The organism is Brenneria goodwinii, from assembly GCF_002291445.1.
Classification (GTDB): Bacteria; Pseudomonadota; Gammaproteobacteria; order Enterobacterales; family Enterobacteriaceae; genus Brenneria; species Brenneria goodwinii.
The window spans coordinates 2,264,095-2,283,637 of record NZ_CP014137.1; the positions used below are offsets into that span (position 1 = coordinate 2,264,095).

At 52.9% G+C, this 19,543-nt stretch carries 16 protein-coding genes, 2 tRNA genes and 1 pseudogene; 10 read left to right on the forward strand and 9 right to left on the reverse strand.

Annotation, left to right across the window (positions count from 1 at the left end):
• Positions 1-107: 107 nt before the first annotated feature.
• Genes pgsA through uvrY form a run of 3 tightly spaced genes read right to left on the reverse strand, consistent with a single transcriptional unit; the run spans position 108 to position 3,196 of the window.
• The gene (gene pgsA / locus ACN28R_RS10200) at positions 108-656 is read right to left on the reverse strand and encodes a CDP-diacylglycerol--glycerol-3-phosphate 3-phosphatidyltransferase (protein ID WP_048639349.1); all 549 of its coding nucleotides are present in this window, start codon (positions 654-656) and stop codon (positions 108-110) included.
• 58 nt (positions 657-714) lie between these two features.
• Positions 715-2,547 carry an excinuclease ABC subunit UvrC gene (uvrC, locus tag ACN28R_RS10205; protein WP_048639350.1) on the reverse strand — a complete coding sequence of 611 codons (1,833 nt, stop codon included), beginning with the start codon at positions 2,545-2,547 and terminating at the stop codon, positions 715-717.
• Positions 2,540-3,196 (reverse strand): UvrY/SirA/GacA family response regulator transcription factor, encoded by a 657-nt coding sequence (gene uvrY / locus ACN28R_RS10210; RefSeq protein WP_095834313.1) that lies wholly within the window; start codon positions 3,194-3,196, stop codon positions 2,540-2,542. Before uvrY ends, uvrC begins: the two co-directional genes overlap by 8 nt.
• A 660-nt stretch (positions 3,197-3,856) precedes the next feature.
• On the opposite strand from uvrY, the gene ACN28R_RS10215 reads away from it, so the two are divergent.
• Positions 3,857-4,081, forward strand: a complete 225-nt coding sequence (locus ACN28R_RS10215; RefSeq protein WP_048639352.1) for a DUF2594 family protein — start codon at positions 3,857-3,859, stop codon at positions 4,079-4,081.
• 609 nt (positions 4,082-4,690) lie between these two features.
• On the opposite strand, the gene ACN28R_RS10220 is transcribed toward ACN28R_RS10215, so the two are convergent.
• Positions 4,691-4,766 (reverse strand) — tRNA-Lys (locus tag ACN28R_RS10220).
• 332 nt (positions 4,767-5,098) lie between these two features.
• On the opposite strand from ACN28R_RS10220, the gene cycA reads away from it, so the two are divergent.
• Positions 5,099-6,502, forward strand: coding sequence for a D-serine/D-alanine/glycine transporter (cycA, locus tag ACN28R_RS10225; RefSeq protein ID WP_095834314.1), 1,404 nt, complete (start codon positions 5,099-5,101; stop codon positions 6,500-6,502).
• Positions 6,503-6,670: 168 nt separating this feature from the next.
• On the opposite strand, the gene ACN28R_RS10230 is transcribed toward cycA, so the two are convergent.
• Together ACN28R_RS10230 and ACN28R_RS10235 are read right to left on the reverse strand one after the other, a co-directional pair.
• A complete protein-coding gene (locus ACN28R_RS10230; RefSeq protein ID WP_048639354.1) occupies positions 6,671-6,937 on the reverse strand; it encodes a sigma-S stabilization anti-adapter protein IraP in 267 nt (88 codons plus the stop codon).
• Between the two features lie 285 nt (positions 6,938-7,222).
• Positions 7,223-7,489, reverse strand: a pseudogene (locus ACN28R_RS10235) (LysR family transcriptional regulator); the annotation flags it as partial.
• A gap of 380 nt (positions 7,490-7,869) precedes the next feature.
• Between ACN28R_RS10235 and ACN28R_RS10240 the strand changes: the two are divergent.
• Positions 7,870-7,945: transfer RNA gene (locus ACN28R_RS10240), tRNA-Asn, on the forward strand.
• Between the two features lie 501 nt (positions 7,946-8,446).
• Here ACN28R_RS10240 and ACN28R_RS10245 read toward each other — a convergent pair.
• Positions 8,447-9,109 carry an FCD domain-containing protein gene (locus tag ACN28R_RS10245; protein ID WP_095834315.1) on the reverse strand — a complete coding sequence of 221 codons (663 nt, stop codon included), beginning with the start codon at positions 9,107-9,109 and terminating at the stop codon, positions 8,447-8,449.
• 187 nt (positions 9,110-9,296) lie between these two features.
• On the opposite strand from ACN28R_RS10245, the gene ACN28R_RS10250 reads away from it, so the two are divergent.
• The 7 genes from ACN28R_RS10250 to ACN28R_RS10280 are packed head-to-tail and all read left to right on the forward strand — an operon-like array spanning position 9,297 to position 16,813.
• On the forward strand, positions 9,297-10,790 hold the full coding sequence (locus ACN28R_RS10250; RefSeq protein ID WP_048639357.1) for an ABC transporter substrate-binding protein: 1,494 nt from the start codon (positions 9,297-9,299) through the stop codon (positions 10,788-10,790).
• A complete protein-coding gene (locus ACN28R_RS10255; protein ID WP_095834316.1) occupies positions 10,787-11,647 on the forward strand; it encodes an ABC transporter permease in 861 nt (286 codons plus the stop codon). Before ACN28R_RS10250 ends, ACN28R_RS10255 begins: the two co-directional genes overlap by 4 nt.
• 2 nt (positions 11,648-11,649) lie before the next feature.
• On the forward strand, positions 11,650-12,564 hold the full coding sequence (locus ACN28R_RS10260; protein ID WP_095834317.1) for an ABC transporter permease: 915 nt from the start codon (positions 11,650-11,652) through the stop codon (positions 12,562-12,564).
• A complete protein-coding gene (locus ACN28R_RS10265) occupies positions 12,561-13,940 on the forward strand; it encodes a M20 family metallopeptidase (RefSeq protein WP_183096829.1) in 1,380 nt (459 codons plus the stop codon). The genes ACN28R_RS10260 and ACN28R_RS10265 overlap by 4 nt, the downstream gene beginning before the upstream one ends.
• Positions 13,941-13,982: 42 nt before the next feature.
• On the forward strand, positions 13,983-14,981 hold the full coding sequence (locus ACN28R_RS10270; RefSeq protein ID WP_095834319.1) for a 1-aminocyclopropane-1-carboxylate deaminase/D-cysteine desulfhydrase: 999 nt from the start codon (positions 13,983-13,985) through the stop codon (positions 14,979-14,981).
• 1 nt (position 14,982) lies between these two features.
• Complete coding sequence (locus ACN28R_RS10275; RefSeq protein ID WP_095834320.1) at positions 14,983-15,990, forward strand: ornithine cyclodeaminase; 1,008 nt, start codon at positions 14,983-14,985, stop codon at positions 15,988-15,990.
• Complete coding sequence (locus tag ACN28R_RS10280) at positions 15,977-16,813, forward strand: sulfurtransferase (RefSeq protein ID WP_310794039.1); 837 nt, start codon at positions 15,977-15,979, stop codon at positions 16,811-16,813. Before ACN28R_RS10275 ends, ACN28R_RS10280 begins: the two co-directional genes overlap by 14 nt.
• On the opposite strand, the gene ACN28R_RS10285 is transcribed toward ACN28R_RS10280, so the two are convergent.
• Together ACN28R_RS10285 and ACN28R_RS10290 are read right to left on the reverse strand one after the other, a co-directional pair.
• Positions 16,796-18,424, reverse strand: a complete 1,629-nt coding sequence (locus tag ACN28R_RS10285) for a dipeptide ABC transporter ATP-binding protein (protein ID WP_095834322.1) — start codon at positions 18,422-18,424, stop codon at positions 16,796-16,798. The genes ACN28R_RS10280 and ACN28R_RS10285 overlap by 18 nt on opposite strands.
• A gap of 121 nt (positions 18,425-18,545) precedes the next feature.
• Complete coding sequence (locus ACN28R_RS10290; protein ID WP_048639991.1) at positions 18,546-19,502, reverse strand: chemotaxis protein; 957 nt, start codon at positions 19,500-19,502, stop codon at positions 18,546-18,548.
• Positions 19,503-19,543: the final 41 nt, after the last annotated feature.

The following is a 19,543-nucleotide window of genomic DNA, read 5'->3' on the forward strand; positions in this document are numbered from 1 at the left end:
GCAAACCAGCGTTGCTGTTGATGCGGTGCATTCTACTGACCTGACGCAATGAGTCAATAGAATTATCCACTCAGTATGTTCGTTTGCTGGTTTTTAAGGCGCTTCGATCAAGGTTCAAGCAAATCGTGTCTTGCCGCGTTCAAATATTGAAACATTGACCAGAAAGTCAACACCGCCGCGACATACAAAGCGATCACGCCCGCCCCTTCCACCAGGCGTTCCGGCCGCCATAACAGAGCCACCAGAGCCAACATTTGCGCCGTTGTCTTTACCTTGCCAATCCAGGACACGGCCACGCTACTCCGTTTACCAATCTCAGCCATCCATTCCCGCAAGGCAGAAATAATGATTTCACGCGCGATCATCGTGGCGGCAGGTAGTGTAATCAACCAGGAATGATAATGTTCAGCCACCAAAACCAGCGCGACCGCGACCATTACTTTATCGGCAACAGGGTCAAGAAACGCGCCAAATCGCGTAGTTTGCTTCCAGCGTCGGGCCAGAAAACCATCAAACCAGTCGGTAACGGCGGCAAAAACGAAAATGACTGCACATACTAGGGGTGCCCAGACGAATGGAAGATAAAACGCCAGCACAAAAAACGGGATTAAAGCAACACGAAACAAAGTCAGCAACGTCGGTATATTAAATTGCATAGCGCTTAGATAACTATTTGGCTGGAGTGGATATTACGAGTATGTTGCTACATTGTCCCTAGTGTTTCAACGCATGGAAGATCTTTTCTGCCAACGCGTATGAAATACCCGGCACATTTGCAATTTCCTCAATGCTGGCATTCATTAAAGGCTGTAATCCCCCCATGAACTTCAATAGGGTTTGCCGGCGTTTAGGCCCGACGCCTTCAATGAGCTCTAGTGTACTGGTATTTTTAACTTTTGCTCTTTTCTTACGATGTCCGCCAATCGCATGATCGTGAGAATCGTCACGAATGTGCTGAATGACATGCAACGCCGGAGAATCAGGAGGTAAAGCGATACCTTCCCCCGTGGCTTCAAAGAATAGCGTCTCCAGCCCTGCTTTACGATCGCTACCCTTAGCAACGCCAAGTAACAGCGGCTTATTTTTATCCCAGGGTACCTGTAGCGAATCAAACACCGCTTTGGCCTGACCGAGTTGCCCTTTACCGCCATCAATAACGATGACATCAGGGATTTTACTGTCATCCAACGCTTTACCGTAACGACGCTTCAGAACCTGCGTCATCGCGGCATAATCATCGCCGGGAGTAATCCCGCTAATATTATAGCGACGATATTCTGAACGCAGCGGTCCATTTGCATCGAATACGACACAGGATGCCACAGTCTGCTCTCCCATAGTATGACTGATGTCAAAACACTCCATGCGATTAATTTCTGGCAATTGTAAAACTTTCGCCAGTTCAGACAATCGCTGATGAATAGTTGATTGTTGTGACAATTTCGTCACCAGTGCGGTTGCGGCATTGGTTCGCGCCAGTTTCAGATAACGAGCGCGATCGCCTCTAGGCCTGGTCTGAATCTGTACTTTGCGCCCAGCCACCTCGGTTAAGGATTCAGTAAGCAGATCTTTATCCGGCAGCGCAAAATCAAGCAGGATCTCGGCGGGCAACGTTCGGGCCGAACTCCCCTGCAGATAAAACTGTCCCACAAAGGTTTGTACCACTTCCCCCAGTTCCGTTCCGCCCGGAACTTTCGGAAAGTAACTTCGGCTGCCCAACACCTTTCCCTGACGAATGAACAGCACATGAATACATGCCATGCCAGCCTCAAAGGCCACGCCAATGACATCCAGATCCTCACTGTCGCCGGAGACAAATTGCTTTTCCGTCACCCGCCGCACCGCCTGGATTTGATCGCGAATACGCGCGGCTTCTTCAAAGTTCAGTTCACGGCTGGCCGCTTCCATTCGTGAAACGAGCTGATTAAGCACCTGCTGATCCTTCCCAGACAAAAACAGACGCACATAGTCGACCTGCTGCCGATAGTCTTCTTCGCTAACCAACCCGCTAACACATGGACCAAGGCAGCGGCCTATTTGATATTGCAGACAAGGGCGAGACCGATTCCGATACACGCTGTTTTCGCACTGTCGAATCGGGAACAGCTTTTGCAACAACATCAGGGTTTCCCGTACCGCATTGCCGTTGGGGAATGGCCCGAAATATTCACCTCTGGCATGTTTGGCGCCACGATGAACGGCCAGGCGAGGATGTTGATCGGAACTGAGGAAAATCATGGGATAAGATTTATCATCACGCAGTAACACGTTATAGCGTGGCTGATAAAGCTTAATATAGTTATGCTCCAGCAATAGCGCTTCGGTCTCAGTATGCGTGATCGTTACATCGATCTGCCTGATACTTTTTACCAAAGCCTCTGTTTTACGGCTGGCCACGTTGCTGCGGAAATAGCTGGAGAGTCGCTTTTTTAAATCTTTTGCCTTTCCGACATAGATCACCGTATTCGCGGCATCATACATACGGTAAACCCCAGGCTGGCTGGATACCGTCTTGAGAAATGCCGAGGCATTGAAACTGTCACTCACTACTTAACAACGTCTCCGCATTAAAAAGGCCGTGGCGAATCGCCAGATGCGTTAGCTCAACGTCACCACTGATGTTCAGTTTATTGAACATCCGGTAACGGTAGCTATTCACCGTTTTCGGGCTCAGATTCAACTGATCTGAAATTTCTGTTACTTTCTGCCCTTTGGTGATCATCAGCATAATCTGCAATTCGCGTTCAGACAAACACTCCAGCGGTGTCTCCGCCTGCGGCTCTAACTGGCTTAATGCCATTTGCTGCGCAATATCGGAAGCGATATACCGTTTCCCCGCATGCACGGCCCGAATGGCACAGATGACTTCCTGCGGAGCCGCTGCTTTACTGACATATCCAGCCGCACCCGCCTGCATTACTTTAGCAGGTAATGGATTCTCTGTATAAATAGTTAGCATGATAACTTTTATATCGGGAGAAAATCGCAGAATTTTTCGCGTGGCCTCAAGACCGCCGATCCCCGGCATATTCATGTCCATGAGGACAACATCGACATTATTGTTGCGGCACCACCTAACGGCATCTTCACCACATGACACTTCGCCAACGACTTTGAGACCTTTGATATCGTCAAGAATGCGCCGTATCCCTGCCCGCACCAGTTCATGGTCATCAACAAGAAAAACGCTAATCAAAGAATAATTCTCCAAAAAAGGGAGTAGCACTTACATAACGAGTTGCTTGCAGGTGATACTACGTTGGTTTCAAAAAATAATGAATACGGATTTATATGAATTATGTATTTTTAAATATGCCATGCAGCAATAAACAATAGAAACCACATCATGATGATAGCAATATGTCACCGTCCTCAAAATGTGTATTGATCATATTATTAACATTTCAGATAATGACTCTTGACTATCCGAGCCCCACCCATCTTTCATCTGCAACACCGATAAAGGAACAACAATCAATGAGATAGATTGGTTCTGCTCTCGATACGACAATAAAAAACACCGCAATTATCTGTTATATCAGTGTTTTTCACAGTCTAGCCTGCATTATATAATCACTATCCGGCAAGAAAACACCCGCAGGAAAGCTTCATGTATTCTATCGCCCGCATGCAGCCGTAGGCTCACTATATAAATCCAGGCAATTAAATACAATTGAAAACAAGTTAAATGCATAAAAAACATCCACTACATAGTTATCCCTCATTAATAATGACCGTCAGCAATAGACACTATGTTATACTCCCGACCATCTGACTGTCGCCGCCGCTTGTCCTTTTAAGCCAGCGGCGGGCAGACTAAAACACATTTTTTGCCGTTTCTTGTTAAGGAGAAAACATGAGCAATGTAGATTTTTCCACTCCCGCTTCCGTAGAGTCATTAGCGCACGAAGTCACCTGTCTGAAAGCAACTGTTACACTGTTGTTAAAAGCCATTGGGCAGGCTGATGCGGGCAAAGTGATCGTTAAAATGGAAAAATATATTTCTCAGTTGGAAGACCCAGAACAGGCCGAGGCGTTGAGCACCACCATCAACCAAATCAAACACGCCTATCGCCAATAACCGCGAATCATGTTCCCGTCGGCTTTGCGCTTTTTGATGCCGACGGCGTTTTTCTGGCGCTCCCGGCCACCCGCTGTTTTACCCTTTAGATAAGATAAAACCGCTGTCGCCCTCTTAACAAGATGGCAACCACCCCACTTCCCCCACGATATCCTTATGCTGCTATCGCCGGCACATTTTCTCCTGACGCCCTTCGCACAGCATATTTACTGTATTTTGTTATTTTATAGTTATCAAAAAATCAAATAACTAATCAGCCGTTTAAGCTTGATTAAACATAATAATAAATAACACTCTATCGTTTAAATAAAATATTATAAATAATAAACCTATTAATTATTGCGGATATTTCATATAGCACATTATTTCAAATAGCGTATTTTTCAAGCGAATGCGTTCCACCCTAAATAATTCGCGTTACGAAGGCGGCGATACGGCAAATCCTCAGGAGCATACTGAAGTCAAGTGACTGAATCGAGCAAGGGAAGCCAACACGCATGCCACCTGAAATATGACGGATATAGATGAAAGCAAATAACAGAGAATAAAGGATTAACTTGATAGTGCAGTAGACAAGATTCAGCGCACGGTTGCAACTGATTGGAGTGTTGGTGGGTCGTCGGGGGCTCGAACCCCGGACCAATTGATTAAGAGTCAACTGCTCTACCAACTGAGCTAACGACCCAACGGCGTGGATTATTCTCCACTTGGCGGCGGCTGTCAAATAGTTCACATTGATTTTTTCTTATTTTTTCTCATTTTAAAATTATATTGAGCACGATTCATAGTTTTGTTAACCTGAGCGCCGATAAGCCTACCCATTTCATATTACGACAATCCACTTTGCCAGAGCAAAAAGCGTACAGAATCACATTGTGCAATTATTCACCGCCGTTATACCAACCACTTCTATAATCAGTACAGCGATTACGCTATCTTACCCGTGCCCGTATTAATGAACGAGAGAGCCGCTTAAGAGCTCAAAACAACATCACATAAAAAAGGAAATTATATTAAATGGTAGATCAATCAAAAGAGGTGACAGACCTTGCCGAGTCCGGCAGCAACGGATTGCGGCGAAACCTGACTAACCGTCACATTCAGCTTATTGCCATTGGCGGAGCCATTGGCACCGGATTATTTATGGGGTCAGGAAAGACCATCAGCCTGGCTGGGCCATCGATCATCTTCGTTTATATGATCATTGGTTTCATCCTGTTCTTTGTTATGAGGGCGATGGGAGAATTACTGCTTTCAAACCTGAACTACAAATCATTCAGCGATTTCGCCACCGACCTGCTTGGCCCCTGGGCCGGTTTTTTTACCGGCTGGACTTACTGGTTTTGCTGGGTCGTTACCGGTATTGCCGATGTGGTGGCTATCAGCGCTTATGCCCAATTCTGGTTTCCCGACCTGTCACAGTGGATATCCTCGCTTCTCTGCGTTCTGTTGTTACTCTCGCTTAATCTGGCGACGGTAAAAATGTTTGGCGAGATGGAATTCTGGTTTGCGATGATAAAGATTGTGGCCATTGTGGCCTTGATTGTCATCGGCGTGGCGCTGATCATAATGAAATTCCCCTCGCCATCAGGCTCGGTTGCTTCTTTCAGTAATCTTTGGAATAACGGCGGTATGTTTCCTAAGGGGATTGGCGGATTTTTTGCCGGATTTCAGATAGCGGTATTTGCTTTCGTCGGCATCGAGTTGGTTGGCACCACGGCGGCGGAAACGAAGAACCCCAAAGTCGTACTGCCCAGGGCGATCAACGCAATACCGATTCGTATCATCATGTTCTACGTTTTTTCATTAATCGTAATTATGTCGGTGACGCCTTGGAGCGCAATTGCCGCCGATCGCAGTCCCTTTGTTGAAATGTTTATCCTGGTAGGATTACCCGCTGCCGCCAGCGTGATCAACTTTGTGGTATTGACGTCTGCTGCATCTTCAGCCAATAGCGGCGTATTCTCTACCAGCCGGATGTTGTTTGGATTAGCCAAACAGGGGGATGCGCCAAAACGTTTTGGTGTGTTGTCCAAACGCGCGGTTCCTTCTGCGGGATTACTGTTTTCCTGCATCTGCCTGTTATCCGGCGTGGTGTTGATTTACCTGATCCCGAATGTGATGACGGTATTTACGCTGGTAACAACCGTTTCCGCCATTCTGTTTATGTTCATCTGGAGCATTATTCTCTGCTCTTACCTGACATACCGTAAAAAAAGGCCGCAGTCACACGCCAGCTCACAATATAAAATGCCCTGGGGTATTTTTATGTGTTGGGTTTGTCTGGCCTTCTTTGCTTTTGTGATTGTTCTACTGACGCTGCAGCACGATACCTTGCAAGCGTTGGTGGTAACGCCGTTATGGTTTATTATCCTGGCGATTGCTTATCAGTTTTTTCGCAAGAAGAAGCAACTCGCTTAATATAGGCGACAATCATTACACTGGGCGCTGACTATAAGTCGGCGTCTTTATTTTATATTCAAATTGCAATACTAATCTTAGTGACCTATTAGACAAGTCATCATAAAAACCATCATCAAGATGGCGGCGTTCGTCATTTAATACCATTACGGTAATAATATTATAGAATTAGTTTTTGATTGAGGTAGTAGTGAAGCGATTAATACTACGCGTCAACAGTTCGATGGTTAAGCCGGCATCTTCCCCCTTATACTGCGGTACTTCGGCCAATACGCCTTCCACTTTTTTCGTTAACTCATTAATTTTATTATCATCTAACACAGATATAATGGAAAATACCAATATTTCTAACAATTCAATTTTTGCATAAAGTTCTTTTTCTCCGACTTCTTTTTCAGCCAATTTCATTAAGAGCTGAGAGAGAAGATTATTCATTTGAACTCCTTAAAAAATAACTGCTATAGCAACCCGATGGGGAAATCGGTACGTTACGAGTAGGGTTGGATAAAGCGATGTGAAGCTCAATGTAACATCTAAACCAACTTCACCGCTAGTGTATATCACAGCTTTGCCATCGCAATATACATTGTATAACAATAAAGTTAAACGTTTGGAGAACGAATACTACAGATAAAGAGATAAGCGGGGCAATAGGTATGAAAGGTTGTATATATAGCCAGCCATCGTGAGAATGGCTGGCTACTCAAAAATCTATACGTTTACCGACTGTCTAACTCCATTCACTGCACTTTTAGCCTGCTCACATTGATACAAAATAGCTTGCGCATGTGAATAAAGGATTTTCCCCGCTTCAGTGGGAGTAACTCCCCGTCTGCTACGAACCAGCAACTGTTTTTCCAGCTCACCTTCCAACGTAGCAACTTGCTGGCTCAGCGCCGGTTGTGCGATGTGCAACAACTCAGCAGCCTGAGTCAAGCTACCGATATCAACGATTTTCACAAAGTACTTGAGCCGTCTAAGATTCATTTCTGCCTCCTGAGTAGTTACCCCGTTTAAGGTAGCAAGATCCGAGCCAGATTGAGTTTGTACTACAATGAAAAACTGATACCTGGTTGATAAGCCAAGGGTAAAATAAGGAAAAGAAATGGTTCACTGCCTAAATCAAGCTCATGAAATGTGGGTGATATTGATTTTCTTATGCCAGAACATGCACCACGCTAATGCAATCACTGCCATATCAAGGTGCAAATTCTCCAGCCAAAGTAAAGATCAACATCAAACGCCACATGCAACTTGCGCAGTAATTTCAACATGTTGATTATTACTTCAGCAATCAGTCGCGATAAAGCATAACAGCCTTTGACAAGGTGAAAGGCTCCCGCTATTATCCCCCGCAGTTAACCGATTCCTCTGTAGTTCAGTCGGTAGAACGGCGGACTGTTAATCCGTATGTCACTGGTTCGAGTCCAGTCAGAGGAGCCAAATTTAAAAAGCCCGCTTAAGGAAACTTAAGCGGGCTTTTTGCTTTCATGCATCCTTGGTACGGTGATTCAACAGGTTAGCGTGAAAATCCTTCCTGATGCGTTTCTAGTTTTCCCTCCGCATCGGGAAAAAATGGTGGTCAGATTTGGGGTCAAGTTGGTTCGATGACGGAGTGACCCCCAAATGTCTCTTAACGACTCAAAAATCCGCAGTCTCAAGCCAACATCCAAATCCCACAAAACAAACAATGGCGGGTTCAATTCATTTCCGACCAATGAGAAAAAATGCGAGTGCCGCAGTTTACTGCCGATGCGCTTATTTCATGCACACTCAACCGCCCTCTGAAATAGTAATTAAAACAAGTAAACAAATGCAGTCTGAATAGTAGAATAGCAAGCACTAAATTCAATACTCTCATCCACACCTTATAGCTTATCTATGATAAGGCGTGGACGAATATCCAATGTATACGCCGTTAGCCGGCGTTCGCCAAAATAGCCATCAATGATTAAAGTAGTTTTTTTCCAGTATTGATGCGCCATCGTCAATCGCTTTATGAATGGATTTCACGCAGCGTTCGCTGTCCCCTTCGGCCAGAGCCAGGAGTAACTCATCGTAATTATGCTGGCTGCTGGCGGTATCCGCGGATTGGGGATAAAGAAAGTTAAAACAGGGGCCAATCTGCACCCACAATTGTTCAATCAGGGAAACCAGCGTCGGCATTTCGGCATACCCATAGAGCGTGAAACGAAATTCGCGGTTGGCCTTGAGGGACTCTTCAATATTCTGCACGATCTTGGTGGATCGGAACTGGCTGTTCAGCGCCGTCAAATGCGCCAGTTTGTCGGCATCCATCGCCTGGGCGGCCTGCGCGACCGCCAGCCCTTCCAGCTGTTTTCGAATCTGGTTAATTTCCTGGAACTTACTCAACGGCATCGCCGGAACCAAAAATGCTTTTGCCGGGGTGGCATCCAGCGCGCCGGCCGATACCAGCCGCACCAAGGCTTCGCGCACCGGCGTCACGCTGGTGCCCAACTTCGCGGCGATCTCATTGGTCACCAGACGCGCGCCGGGTTTCAGCATGCCGACAATCAATGCGCTTTTCAGCTTCGCCTCGACTTGCATGGTCAGACTAAGGCGCTGAGCTTTCCCCATCTCGAACATATAACTTTTTCCTTTAGTTAAAAGATGATTTTACTTTTGCAGTTTAATCGTTAGCTTGCTAAAAACATATTATATAGGATATATCGTGTATTTTGCAGTTGGGCAGCATTCGTCCAAATCTGTGACGAATAGCGTACATCAATGCTTACGTCAGCCCTATGGGGCTTTGCTTTGGGAATGACCGTAAATGAACAAACCTGCCTTAACATTCGTTTCGCTGGCGCTGCTGTCCGGCCTGCTATCGCCGCTGTCGATCGCGTCGGAACTGACGATCGCCCAACCTGCTTCCGCTACGGCGATGGATCCCGGCTTTCTGAAAGAGTCCGCCACCCTGGTCGATAATGTCTTCGATACGCTGGTACTGCGTGACGCGCAGATGAAACTCCAGCCGGGTTTGGCGACGTCCTGGAAATCGCTCGATGATACAACCTGGGAATTCGATATTCGTCAGGGCGTGACATTTACCAATGGCGAACCGGTCAATGCGCAAGCCGTGAAATTCTCCATCGACCGCATCCTCGATCCGGCTAATCATGCACCGACTATATCCTATATCCGCACCATTAAATCGGTAGAAGTCAGCGGCGAATATCGCGTGCGTTTTCATACGGACGGACCGGATCCCCTGTTGCCCACGCGACTGAGCCGCTATCCGGCCTATATTGTGCCGCCGGAATATGTGACAAAGGTCGGCGCATCGGAGTTTGCCCGCAAACCCATCGGCAGCGGCGCTTATCGAGTCGAGACGTTCATTCCGGATGAAAGAGTGGTGATGCAGGCAAACAGCGATTACTGGCGCGGCAAGCCGGCGATTGATACCGTCACCTGGCGTCCGATACCGGAGGCCACGGCGCGGATAACCTCGCTGTTGACCGGCGAAGTCCAGCTCGTCGATAGCGTGCCGGTAGATTTGGTACCGGCGCTGAAAAACAAACCGGGCATCCATTTGGAGCAGGTAAAGGGCGGCGGGCTGACGATCTATCTGGGCCTCAAAAACGATCAACAACCGTTGGATGATGCGCGCGTCCGCCAGGCGCTGTCGCTGGCGTTAAACCGGGACGCCTATACCTCACAGTTGCTGCATGGTTTCGGCACCCCGACCGGCACCATGGCCGGTGAAAAAGATTATGGTTATCAGCCGATACCCGCGCCGGCGCAGGATATCGCCAAAGCCAAATCACTGCTTGCGCAAGCCGGCTATCCGGACGGATTTACTCTGCGCTTCCAGGCGCCGCGCCGCTATATCGCCAGCGCGGATGTCGCCCAGGCTATCGTGCAGGATCTTGCCGCGATCGGCGTCAAGGCGCAGTTGGAAGTGCCGGAATGGTCGGTTTATACGCAGCAGGTCGCGGCGAAAAAACAGGCGCCGATGTATATGCTGGCCTGGGGTTCAACGCAAACATTGGATGCCGATGCGGCGTTGTATCCGATCCTACATTCGGGTGAGCCTTACTCCACGGTGAGCCTGCCTGAGCTGGACAAGCTGCTCAACGAAAGCCGCAATACGGTGGACGCCGCGAAACGCGAACAAATATTACGGCAGATCCAGGATATCGTCGCACAGCAACAGCCGCTGATTCCGCTCTACCGGGAGGATTCACTCTATGCCGCCAGCGATGCCCTGACCTTCACCGGCCGTGCCGATGCCCGGATACCGTTGTTCGACCTGAGGCTGAAATGATTGCCCCAGGTTCTGCGTTAAAGAGAAAACCGCGCCGCCATTTTTACGGCGACGGCATCATCGGCGGGTTACTGCTGACGATAGCGATCGCCGCGGCGGCACTGTTTCCCTGGCTGCCCTTACCCGATCCTCTGGCCAACAATCTGGCGGACGTTTTCATGCCGCCGGGCAGCCATACCGATTCGGGTATGCACTGGCTGGGAACCGATCAACTGGGGCGCGATATGCTGTCGCGCATCCTGTCCGGCACCCGGCTATCGTTATTCGTCGTGCTGATGGCGGCGGCGATCGCCGCGGTTATCGGCAGCCTGCTGGGGATGCTGGCGGGATATGTCGGCGGCTGGCTGGATGCGGTGATTATGCGTCTGATGGACATTCAGCTGGCGGTTCCGTTTATTCTGCTGATCCTGCTGGTGATGGCGCTGTTCGGCACCTCGCTGAGCAATATCATCATCATTATGGGCGTGAGCAGTTGGGCCATTTACGCCCGCGTCGCCCGCGCTAAAACGCTGGAAATCCGCGAGCTGGAATATATTGAATCGGTGCGCGCCATGGGTTTTTCCACCCCGCGCATTCTGCTGCGCCACGTATTGCCCAACCTCGCCACGCCGCTGATTGTCCTGCTGACGCTGGATATCCCGCGCCTGATCGTTCTGGAAGCGTCTATCGGCTTTCTCGGCATGGGCATTCAGCCCCCGACGCCGACGCTGGGCAACCTGGTCGGTGAAGGCCGCTCCTATATGCTGCTGGCGCAGTGGCTGGTGTTATATCCGGGGCTGGCGGTTGCCGCGCTGGTGGTCGGCTGTAATCTTCTGGGCGACAGCCTGCTGCGTAAAACCCGAACGAGGCTCGACTGATTATGCTGAGATACGTGCTGTCCCGCGTCGGGCAAGCTGTTCTGGTAATGTTCGGCGTATCGATCCTGATTTTTTACAGCCTTCACCTGACCGGCGATCCGGCGGCGGTGATGATGCCGCCCGGCTCCAGCCAGCAGGAGATCGACCATTTTCGTCACAGTATGGGCTTCGATCGCCCCCTGCTGTGGCAATACGGCCACTACCTGTATGGCGTCTTACAGGGCGATCTCGGCGACTCGCTGCGCTACAGCCAGCCGGTCGCCACCCTGATCGGCGATCGCGTTCCCGCCACGCTGTTATTAGCCGTTACCGCCCTGTCATGGAGTACCGCCGTTGGTTTGACGCTCGGAATTATCAGCGCGCTGTGGCAAAACAGCCTGTGGGATTTGCTCTCGCGCCTGCTGGCCTTTTCCGGTCAGGCCATACCCGTGTTCTGGCTGGGGCTGTTGATGATTCTGCTGTTCAGCCTGGATCTGCGCTGGCTGCCATCCGGCGGTTACGGCAGCCTGAGTCACCTGATTATGCCGGCCGTGAGCCTCGGCGCGTACTACATGAGCGCGATTGCCCGGCTGGTGCGCGCCAGTCTGATCGACGTCATGCAGCAGGACTATATCCGCACGGCCCGCGCCAAGGGGCTGAGCGCCTGGCGTATCGTGGTGCGCCATGGATTGCGCAATGCATTGATTCCGGTGGTCACGGTACAAGGCATGTACTTCGCCTCGCTATTAGGCGGCGCGCTGGTGACGGAAATCATTTTTGCCTGGCCGGGTATCGGCCGTTTGGCGGTGCAGGCGATCCAGAACCGTGATTTTCCATTGGTACAGGCGATCGTGCTGCTGGCCGCGCTGGTGTTCGTGACCATAAATCTGATTATCGACCTGTTATACGTGTTGCTTAACCCGAGGATACGACTGTGACTATGACTTCAGCGGCGATGCTGCAAGCGACGCTGGCGCTACTTGAACAGATCACGCCGTTTCGCAGCGTTTCCGGTCAGATTGAACAGCAGCGTGCGCTGGCGCAATGGCTGGAAACGTGGCTGGTTCAGGAGATTGGCGCTCGGCAGGTGTCGCCGGTGGCGCAACAACAGCGGCAAAGCGCTCCGCCGTTGGTTCATGTCCGCCTCGAGCGCGGCGCTCATAAAACGCTGGTGCTGTATAACATGTACGACGTCATGCCGGCGGATGAGGACGGTTGGGAAGTCCCGCCCTTTATTGGCGGCGTCCGCCGCTGGCCGGAACTGGGCGACGTGTACATTTCCCGCGGCGCGGAAAATAACAAAGGCCCGCTGGCGGGAATGCTCACAGTGGTCAAAACGCTGCGAGATAGCGGCAACCTTACGGTCAATCTGGAAATTATCCTGGAAGGCGAGGAAGAGATCGGTAGCGGCCGGCTGCGACGCTATCTGGCGCAAACACCCTGCCCGATCGCGCCAGCCGATGCGGTGCTGTTCCCTTCTCTTTGCGAATACGGCGGCGGCCAACCGCGCGTCTATCTGGGCTTTACCGGCCTAAGCAACGGGCGGCTAACGGTTAAAGGCGGAGACTGGGGCGGCCCACAGGCGGCCATCCACGCCAGTAACGCCAGTTGGATCGCCAATCCGGCCTGGCGGCTGGTGCAGGCGCTGCACGCCATCGCGCCGCCAGAGAATAACGGCGTTCTGGCGGCCATCAAACCTGATGACGAAGCCAATAAGCTGCTAGCCGAACTGGCCGACAATTTCAGTATCGACGACGAGCTGCGCTTCCGCCGCAGCCGGCGTCTGACGTTGACCGGCGATACGCTGAGCTGCCTGCAAACCTTTATCGGCAGCGCCGTACTCAACCTGTCCGAACTCAAAACGGCGCCTACGGGGGCGCGCGGAGTCATTCCACCGTTTGCCGAGGCGGAGCTGGCATTCCGCACGCCTCCCGGTATCGACGGCGCGCAACTGATCGATGCCGCTTATGCGCGTCTGGCCGCGCCGGCATTGGCCGGCGCCGAACTGACGCTGGATGACAGCTATCCCGGATACCGATTCACCCTCGACGCGCCAGGCGTTCGCCAACTGCTTGCCAGCTATCGCCGGCTTGGCGCCCAACCGCAGATTTGGCCATGGGCGCCAGGCTGCGCCCCGGCCTATGCTTTTGCGCCGATTGCGCCCGCCTTTTTGATCGGCGGTCTGGGTCATGGCGGCAATGCGCATGGGGTAAATGAATTTGTCACGCTGCGCGGTCTGCAGCGTTTTATTGAGTCACTGACCGATTGGCTGACCCGTTTTACCGAGTCGGCCGAAAGCCAGCCGCTCACTTAGCCAGCACCAGGGAAATCATTGTCGTGGATTTCAGGATAATATATGAAAAATGTTGATAATTATGAACGCGTTACATTAGGCTTTTTCCCAACGCCGCTGGAATCGCTGCCCCGATTCGGCGACGAACTGGGGATCAAACTAAACATAAAACGTGACGATTACACCGGCTTCGGCGGCGGCGGCAATAAGGTGCGGAAGCTGGAATACCTGATGGCGGACGCCTGCCGCCGGAACGTCGACGTGGTGATTACCACCGGCGGGCATCAGTCCAACCATGCGCGCATGGTGGCGGCGGCGGCGCGCAAATTTGGCATGAAGCCGGTGCTGGTGCTACGAGGCAATCCGCCGCAAACCTATCAGGGCAATCTGCTGCTGGATAAGCTGTTCGGCGCGGAATTGCAGTTTCTCGATCCCGATGAATACTTCACGCAAATTGACGGCGCGATGCAGGCCCATGCCGAGGCCGCCGCCGCCCGGGGGGAAAAAGCGCTGATTATTCCGTTAGGCGGCGCTACGCCGCTGGGCGCACTCGGCTATGTGCGGGCGATTGAGGAGATGGATGCGCAGTTGAAGGCCCGCGACCAACAGCCGCCGCAGTTTATCGTCGCGCCTACCGGCTCCGGCGGCACGCTGGCCGGGCTCTATGTCGGCGCCCGCCAGTACTGGCCGGAGACAAAAATCGTCGGCATCAGCGTCAGCGCCAAAGCGCCGTGGTTTCAGGAACGCATCTCCGCGATGGCGCAAGACTGCGCCGATCTGCTGGAATGGCCGCAGCGCTGGAAACCGGAGGATATCTGGATAGAGGACGATTACGTCGGTACGGCCTATGGCGTTCCCTCGGAGGGCGGCATCGACGCCATTTATCGCGTCGCGCAGAGTGAAGGCGTGCTGCTGGATCCCGTCTACACCGGCAAAGCGATGCACGGGCTGATCGGGTTGGCCGGACAAGGCAAAATCCATCCCGGCGCCAGCGTGATATTTATTCACTGCGGGGGATCGCCGGCGCTCTACCCCTTCGCCCAAACCTTGCTGGAACGCTAGCATGTCGCCCGCGTTGCGATATATGGACCGTCAGGCCGTTATCCAGCTTGGCGGAACCGATCCACGGCAAGCCTTTAACGATGTGGTGGAGGTGGTCGGTCTGATGCGGCGCGGAGACGCGCATATGACGCCGGAATCCCATATCGACCTGGCGACGCCGCGGGGTAAAGCCTATGCGCTGCCGGCCAGCGTGGGAGGACGGTTTAATGCCGCAGGGGTGAAATGGACCGCGCACCGCCCGCAAATAGCGGATCAATGGCCGCAGGCGATGGCGATAACGCTCATTAACCGCCTTACCGACGGCATGCCTATCGGCATGGTGGAAAGCGCGGCGCTGACCGCGACCCGCACGGCAGCCGTGTCGGCCGTCGCATTACGCTATGCCGCGCCCCAAAAAGTGCGGCGCGTGCTGCTAATCGGCGCGGGCGTTCAGGCGCAGGCTCACATTGAAATGTTGCGGGTGCTGTTTCCAACGCTGGAAAAACTGACGTGGTGGAACCGGACCCCGGACACGCCGCAGCGCATTTTTGCCGCGCTGCCCGCTTTGCCCTGGCCGGTGGCGTTTCCCGACACGCTCCATCAGGCGCTGCTGACGGATTATGACGCGCTGATCGCCTGTACCAGCGCGGCGACCCCGTTTCTGGGAGCGGATGCGCTACGACCGGGCGGTATCGTATTGCAAGTCGGCTACCATGAAGTGAGTTTTAGCGCTATCCGCCAAGCCAGCAAAGTGGTGGTCGATCTGTGGGGCGAGTTCTGCCAAACCAGCGCGAAAAGTCTGTTCCAGATGTACCGCGCCGGCGAATTCGATCCCCAACGGTTGTCCGCCGATCTCGGCCAGTTGCTGCTCGATGGCTGGCGCTGCTCGGCGCACGATAGCGTCTATTTCTCGTCGTTCGGACTCAACGTGTTCGATATCGCGCTGGCGGCGCGCGTTTTGCAGGATGCCGCGCTCCACGCTTCCGGCGCCATGCTGCCTTTTTTGCAGAGGAATAATGATGTTGATTGAAGCCGATGATCTGCTGCGCCGTCTGCGCGCCGGTGAACGATTCGCGTTGCTGGATACCCGCGATCGCCACGATTGGCTGGCCGGTTCATTACCAGGCGCCGATCATTTCAACGTGTATGATTATTTTATTGATGAGTGTAATGAGGCAGGCATCGCCGCAATGGCCGATGACGTCATGGTTGGCTGGCAACGGCTGGACGTGGCTGACGACATTACCCCGGTGTTTTTCGAACAGCAAACCGGCATGCGCTCGCCTCGCGGCGTCTGGTTTGCCTGGCTGATCGGCCGTTCCGATGCGCTGGTGCTAAACGGCGGCGTGGATGCCTGGCTGGCCGCCGGCGGATCACTCTCTCCGGGAACAGGCGTTGACAGCGCGGTGGAACACCAGTTGATTCGCGGCGTGGCAAAGAATTTTGTGCGCGGCCTCACCGCCAGCCGCCAACAGGTTCTTGACGCCGATGGCCAGCAGCGCGTGATCCTCGATGCCCGCCGCCCCACTGAATTCGACGCAAGTTTTGTGCATGACTGCTGCCACCGTGCGGGGCGGATCCCCGGCGCGCATTTACTGTTTTGGGAAGAGATCATTGAAGACGGCGCGTTCCGTTCACCGGCGGATATCGCCCAACGCGCCGCCGCGGCGGGACTGCACCCAGAACAGCAGTTGTATATTTATTGCCATCGCGGCGCCCGGGCCGCCACCGTTCTGGTCGCGCTGCGGCTGGCAGGCTATCGGCATCTGGCAGTCTATGTCGGCTCCTGGCATGAATGGGCGGAACATGCAGAACTGCCCATCGTCCAGGAACGCTCAACCGGCCTGACGTAAGCGCAGGGCTTGACGGATGTCCGGCGCCGCGGCGAGCAGTTGACGGGTATATTCATGCTGCGGCGCATTTAGGATCTGCTCGGTGCCGCCGCTCTCAACAATATTGCCGCGATACAACACCACCACCCGGTCGCACAACTGGCGGACGGCGCTCAGATCGTGACTGATAAACAGCACGCTCAACCCCAACTGGCCGCGCAAACGATCGAGCAACGTCAATATCTGACCGCGTACCGATAGATCCAGCGCCGAAACGGCCTCGTCCGCCACCAGCAAATCCGGCTCAAGAGCCAGCGCGCGGGCAATCGCGATGCGCTGGCGCTGCCCGCCGGAAAAGGCGCCCGGCAGGCGCCGCGCATGATGGGGTTCAAGCCCGACCAGCGCCAGCAGCTCTTCAACGCGCGCCGCAACCTGCGCGGCCGGCCGCAGTTTATACACACGCACCGGTTCGGCGATCTGTTCTCCGATAGTGATTTTCGGGTTCAGGCTGGCATACGGATCCTGGAAGATAATCTGCGCCCGACGCCTTAACAGGCGCTGCTGCTGGTTGCTTTGCGCATTCACTTCATGACCGTCGAAAATAATTTTCCCGCCGTCCACCGGGATCAGACCGATGGCCGCGCGGCCAAGCGTGGTTTTCCCCGATCCTGATTCGCCAATCAGGCCGACGATTTCCGCTCGGCCGATATCCAATGAAGTGGGGAATAAAACGGTATGCCGTTTTGCCGGAAAAAACGGCAGGCTCTGTTTTTGCGGGTAGCTTTTCGTTAAGCGTTCAATACTGACCAGCGGCGCGGCAGAACCGCCGTATTGTTGCGTTGACCTTGGCTGAGTCTGCGAGGCGGCGATCAGTTTCTGCGTATAGTCATTCTGCGGTTGCGTGAGCAGCGCCGGCACATCGCCCTGTTCAACGATGCGGCCCTGATGCATCACGCAGGCGCGATCGGCATAACGCGCGACTACGCTGAGATCGTGAGTGATTAACAGGATCCCCATCGCCATCTCACGCTGCAACGTCTGCAACAAGGCCAGAATTTGCGTTTGGATGGTGGCGTCCAGCGCCGTGGTCGGTTCGTCGGCGATCAACAACGACGGCTTGCAACTGATGGCGCTGGCGATCATCACCCGTTGGCGCATACCGCCGGAAAGCTGGTGGATATACTGTTTGGCGCGTAGCGCCGGATTGACGATGCCGACGCGATCCAACAGCGCCACGGCCTCTGTCTGCGCCTGTTTCCAACTGAGTTTTTGGTGGCGAACCAGAACTTCGGCAATTTGTTCTCCGACTTTCAGCACCGGGTTCATGCTGGTCATCGGCTCCTGAAAAACCGTAGCCATGCGATGGCCGCGTAGATGAGAGGCGAACGGCAAGCCCGCTCCGGCTATCGTCTGCCCCTCAAGCCGGATTTCTCCGCCGGTTTGATGTACGCCCGGCGGCAGCAATCCCATTAGCGACAGTGAACTCAAGGTTTTGCCGGAACCCGACTCGCCAACCAAGGCGACGATTTCGCGCCGCCGCACAGAAAAACTGAGGTCATTGACCAGCGACATGCCGCTTTCCGTGCCGATGCTAAGGCTGCTGACTTCAAGCAGAGAATCCGACTGCGCCATATTCCGCCCCAAAACAGTTGCTTAGATTATGAACTAGAGAATATATCCTATATTCTTCGCAGACAAGAATCGGGTTAGGCCGTTTTGTTATGGCTCAGATCTGAAAATGTACGCCTTTTCGCTATTTAGCCAGCACCGTCTGGATAGCCGTCGCCAATTCGTTGATTTCGAATTTCGCGACATAGGCATCCGCCCCCACCTTGCGTACATGATCTTCGTTCGCGCTACCCGACAGCGAAGAGTGGATAATAACCGGAATATTTTTTAGAAAATCGTCGTGCTTTATATTTCGCGTCAGGGTAAAGCCATCCATCTCCGGCATTTCCAAATCGGTCAGTACAAAGGCGATTTTGTCCGAGATCGGCCGGCCTTCCGCTTGCGCCTCTTGCGCCATCGCCCTTATCTTCTTCCAGGCTTCCAGTCCGGTAACATGCATCATCGCCGGAATCGACATCATATTCAGACCCTGTTCAAGCAGCGAACGCGCGACTTTAGAATCTTCAGCGACAATGGCGACTGCCCCCGGCTTCATGGGGAATTTCTTCGTTTCCACATTATCGATATGAACATCGCGATCCACGGGAATGATGTCATGCAGAATCTGTTCGACATCCAAAACCAGCGCCAGGCGATTGCTCTCTTTATCGCTGTCGAGGCGGGCGATACTGGTAATATGGCGGCTGCTGACGCCGGCTTCGGCCGTCAGCACCTGCCCCCAGTCAAGGCGGACGATATCGTCAACGGATTCCACCGCAAATGCCTGGGTACTACGCGCATATTCCGTCACCAGAAGAATATTGAGCCCGGTGGTCGGCACACAGCCGGCCACCGCCGGCAGATCGATAACGGGAATGATTTGTCCGCGAATGTTCACCATACCGAGCATCGGGGGTTTCATGCCCGCCGCCTTGGTCAACGACGGCATAGGCACAATTTCACGCAGCTTAAACACATTGATGCCGAACAACTCGGATTTTACGTCGTGCTCTGAGTTTCCCAATCGGAACAGTAATAGTTCAAACTTATTAGCCGAAGTGAGATTTGTTCTCTCATCAATTTCTTTTTGAAAATTATCCATGCTTTCCTCAATACGAATAATTAATGATTGGGCCTGACAAA

Bases quoted from the DNA above. Each gene is read 5' to 3' on its own strand.
- pgsA (WP_048639349.1), bottom strand. From the start codon at position 656: ATGCAATTTAATATACCGACGTTGCTGACTTTGTTTCGTGTTGCTTTA.
- ACN28R_RS10290 (WP_048639991.1), bottom strand. From the start codon at position 19,502: ATGGATAATTTTCAAAAAGAAATTGATGAGAGAACAAATCTCACTTCG.
- ACN28R_RS10275 (WP_095834320.1), top strand. From the start codon at position 14,983: ATGTCGCCCGCGTTGCGATATATGGACCGTCAGGCCGTTATCCAGCTT.
- ACN28R_RS10250 (WP_048639357.1), top strand. From the start codon at position 9,297: ATGAACAAACCTGCCTTAACATTCGTTTCGCTGGCGCTGCTGTCCGGC.
- ACN28R_RS10270 (WP_095834319.1), top strand. From the start codon at position 13,983: ATGAAAAATGTTGATAATTATGAACGCGTTACATTAGGCTTTTTCCCA.
- ACN28R_RS10260 (WP_095834317.1), top strand. From the start codon at position 11,650: ATGCTGAGATACGTGCTGTCCCGCGTCGGGCAAGCTGTTCTGGTAATG.
- cycA (WP_095834314.1), top strand. From the start codon at position 5,099: ATGGTAGATCAATCAAAAGAGGTGACAGACCTTGCCGAGTCCGGCAGC.
- ACN28R_RS10215 (WP_048639352.1), top strand. From the start codon at position 3,857: ATGAGCAATGTAGATTTTTCCACTCCCGCTTCCGTAGAGTCATTAGCG.
- ACN28R_RS10255 (WP_095834316.1), top strand. From the start codon at position 10,787: ATGATTGCCCCAGGTTCTGCGTTAAAGAGAAAACCGCGCCGCCATTTT.
- ACN28R_RS10230 (WP_048639354.1), bottom strand. From the start codon at position 6,937: ATGAATAATCTTCTCTCTCAGCTCTTAATGAAATTGGCTGAAAAAGAA.
- ACN28R_RS10245 (WP_095834315.1), bottom strand. From the start codon at position 9,109: ATGTTCGAGATGGGGAAAGCTCAGCGCCTTAGTCTGACCATGCAAGTC.
- ACN28R_RS10280 (WP_310794039.1), top strand. From the start codon at position 15,977: ATGATGTTGATTGAAGCCGATGATCTGCTGCGCCGTCTGCGCGCCGGT.
- ACN28R_RS10285 (WP_095834322.1), bottom strand. From the start codon at position 18,424: ATGGCGCAGTCGGATTCTCTGCTTGAAGTCAGCAGCCTTAGCATCGGC.